General features: G+C 65.2%; 2 protein-coding genes. Both read right to left on the bottom strand.

Going from position 1 to position 3,838, the window contains the following annotated elements; all coding sequences use genetic code 11:
• Positions 1–1,609: Clp protease N-terminal domain-containing protein (locus tag ACE039_RS06315; protein ID WP_485820919.1), on the bottom strand; the 1,609-nt coding region annotated here is incomplete at its 3' end.
• A gap of 55 nt (positions 1,610–1,664) precedes the next feature.
• Positions 1,665–3,838: penicillin-binding protein 1C (gene pbpC, locus ACE039_RS06310; protein ID WP_485821944.1), on the bottom strand; the 2,174-nt coding region annotated here is incomplete at its 5' end.

The following is a 3,838-nucleotide window of genomic DNA, read 5'->3' as shown; positions in this document are numbered from 1 at the left end:
GGCGCGACACGGCATGGCGTTCCATGTATTCCGACATGTCGAAACGCAGCAGCTCGACCCCAAGCGTGAACGCCAGCTGGCGCGCCACTTCGGTCTTGCCCACACCGGTGGGACCCGACAGCAGGAAGGCGCCGATCGGCTTTTCCGGCTTGCCCAGGCCCGAGCGCGCCATCTTGATGGCGGCGGCCAGCGCGTCGATGGCGCCATCCTGGCCGAACACGACCGTTTTCAGGTCGCGGTCCAGCGTGGCCAGCTTGCTGCGGTCGTCGTTGGAAACAGACTGCGGCGGAATACGGGCAATCTTGGACACGATGTTTTCGATGTCCACCTTGCCGATCACCTTCTTCTGGCGCGAACGCGGCAGCAGGCGCTGTGCGGCGCCGGCTTCGTCGATCACGTCGATGGCCTTGTCGGGCAGATGACGGTCATTGATGAAGCGCGCGGACAATTCGGCAGCCGCCGACAAGGCCGCAGCCGAGTAGCGCACGCTGTGGTGTTCTTCGAAGCGGCTCTTCAGCCCGCGCAGGATCTGCACGGTCTGCTCGACGCTGGGCTCCGGCACGTCGATTTTCTGGAACCGCCGCGACAGCGCGTGGTCTTTTTCGAAGACGCCGCGATATTCGGTATACGTGGTTGCGCCGATGCACTTGAGCTGCCCGGAAGACAGGGCCGGCTTCAGCAGGTTGGACGCGTCCAGCGTGCCGCCCGACGCCGAACCGGCGCCGATCAGTGTGTGGATTTCATCGATGAACAGGATCGCATCAGGGTTGCCGCGGATCTGCTTGAGCACGCCCTTCAGGCGCTGTTCGAAATCGCCGCGGTACTTGGTGCCAGCCAGCAGCGCACCCATGTCCAGAGAAAAGACCTGGGCCGCCTGCAGGATTTCGGGCACTTCACCACGCGTGATGCGCCAGGCCAGGCCTTCGGCGATGGCGGTCTTGCCCACACCGGCCTCGCCGACCAGCAGCGGGTTGTTCTTGCGGCGGCGGCACAGCACCTGGATCACGCGCTCGACTTCGTGCTCGCGCCCGATCAGGGGATCGATGCGCCCCGCCAACGCGGCGGCATTCAGGTCGGTGGCGTACTGATCCAGTGGCGACTGACGCGATTCGCCCTGCTCTTCACCATTGGTCTGCTGCTCTTTCTGCACGGCGGCGGACTCCACCTGGGGCTGTTTGGTAATGCCATGCGACAGGAAATTGACCACATCCAGCCGTGTCACGCCCTGCTGTTGCAGGTAATACACAGCGTGGGAGTCCTTTTCGCCGAATATGGCCACCAGCACATTCGCGCCGGTGACCGGCTTCTTGCCGGTGCCGCCTGCGGAAACATGCATGATCGCGCGTTGAATCACGCGTTGGAAGCCCAGCGTCGGCTGCGTGTCGACCTCGGCGCCGCTGGGGATCACGGGCGTGTTCTCCGAGACGAACTGGCGCAGGTTGCGGCGCAAGTCGTCCAGGTTCGCCGCGCAAGCGCGCAGAACCTCGACAGCCGAAGCGTTATCGAGCAGTGCCAACAGCAGGTGCTCGACGGTAATAAATTCATGTCGGGCCGAACGGGCCTCGACGAAAGCCATATGCAGGCTGACTTCAAGCTCTTGAGAAATCACGCTTCCTCCGTATTGCATCGAAGCGGTCAAATACACGATTCATATTCTATGCCGATCATGGCGTAACGCCAGCGATTTCAAAAACCACTCTATCGTGGCGGCCTTGTGTGTCCATGACGGTGAGCGTATACCGGCCGTCTTGCGCCAGCACCAATTTAAACGGATGACTCGACGCGCCGTGATTCACCACGCGCCCGTCTAGCATCCACCATACTTCGCCTTCGGCGCCCTGCACATCCACATCCAGCGCCACCTGCCGGCTGCCCGGCACGGGCCGCAGCACCGAGCCGTTCGCGACGCCGCCCAGGCGCAAAGGCCCCTGCGTGGCGTCGGCGTAGCCGGCAAATGACGGCGGCGCCGTATCATTCAACAGCCAGGCCGCGCGCTGTTCAGGGCATTCCCCCGAGGGCACGCTGCCCAGCCTGTAACCCAATGGCCAACATGTGACTGCCGCCTGCACCGTTTCGGGCCGGCTGCGCACCTGCTGCGCCCCTTCCGGTAACGCCGCCACAATATCCTGCAGTAGCGGCGCCGCCACATTCGCCCCGAAAAATCCGGGGTTCGGCGTGCCATCCGGGCGGCCGACCCAGACGCCAAGCGTCCATCTGTCGGTCACTCCGATCGCCCAGGCGTCCCGGAATCCGAAGCTGGTCCCGGTTTTCCAGGCCAGCCGCCGCGCCGGGCTGCCCGACTGGTAGAAAGGCCGGTCGGGATGCCCGCCGCCTTCCAGGATATCGCGGACAATCCAGGCGGCTCCAGCACTCATCATACGGGACTCGACCCTAGGCTGCTCCGCCCGCAGGCGCGGCCGGCCAGAGATCCCCTCCCGGGCCAGCGCCCGATAAGCACCGACCAGTTCTTCCAATGTGGTGCCACCCCCGCCCAAAATCAAGCTCAAATTTGGTGCTGCACCGGCAGGCAAACGTAACCGGACACCGCCCGCCGCCATTGCCGAGGCGAAACTGACGGGTCCGACGCGGTCCAGCAGGTCGACGGCGGGCACGTTCAACGACCGCTGCAGCGCTTGCGACACACTGATCGGGCCCGAAAAAGCCGCCTGGAAGTTACCCGGCGCGTAGCCGCCAAACGACATGGGGGCGTCGATCAGCAGGCTTTCGGAATGGATCAGGCCTTCATCCAGCGCCTGCGCATACAAAAACGGCTTCAGAGTAGAACCCGGCGAACGCACGCCGCGCACCATATCCACATGGGAATAACGGGTATCGTCGGAAAAATCGGCCGATCCTGCGTAAGCCTTGACCTCCAGCGTGTCGTTGTCCATGACCAGAACGGCCATCGACACCTTGGGCGGGAGGCTATCGACGCGGTCCAGCAACATACGTTCCACGGATGCCTGCATATCCGCGTCCAGCGTGGAAGCCACCAGCGGCGGGCGATCCCCCGGACGGCGCCTGGCCGATCGGCCGCCCGCCTCCTGCAACAGTCGCTGGGCGGCAAGCGGCGCCAGCCAACGCGACCGCAACGGCGGCGCAATCACGGTTTCGATCTTGGCGTCGGCGACCTCGGCCGGCGTCCAACGGCCCAGTTCGGCCATCCGGTCCAGCACTTTGTCGCGGGCGGCCTGGGCAGCTTCGGGATGCCGATCGGGCCGCAAGCGCGACGGCGCCTGCGGCAAGGCGGTCAGCATGGCGGCCTCGGCCGGACTCAGGTCGCGGGCCGGCTTGCCCAGCCACAGGCGCGACCCCATTTCCACGCCTTCCACGATCCCGCCCATCGGCGCATGCGTCAGATACAGCGACAGGATCTCGTCCTTGCTGTAGTGCATTTCCAACTGCACGGCGCGCCAGGCCTGGCGCAGTTTCGCGGACATCGACCGCGACGGCTTGCCCGCCAGCTGCGGATCGATCAGCCGCGCAACCTGCATCGTCAATGTGGATCCACCCGACACAATGCGGCGGTTGGTGGCCCATTGCCAGCCCGCGCGCGCGAGCGCCACCGGGTTCACGCCCGGGTGCCAATAGAACCAGCGGTCCTCATAAGTCAGCAAGGTGTCCAGATAGCTGGGTGACACCTGCGCCGGCTTGACCGGGTAGCGCCAGATGCCATCCCGGCTGGGATAGTTGCGCAGCGGCGTGCCGTCGGCGGCGACGACGACGGCCGCTCCGCCCGAGTCGATGGCGGGAAGCGGATACAGGCGGTCCAGCACGAATAACAACGCGGCCAGCGCAAACAACACGCTGGCCGCGATGATGCCGCGGCGCCCCCCCC

This window comes from Achromobacter maghribensis (genome assembly GCF_057334215.1).
The sequence above is the reverse complement of the archived record's forward strand: the minus strand, read 5'-3'. Positions and strand labels throughout refer to the sequence as shown.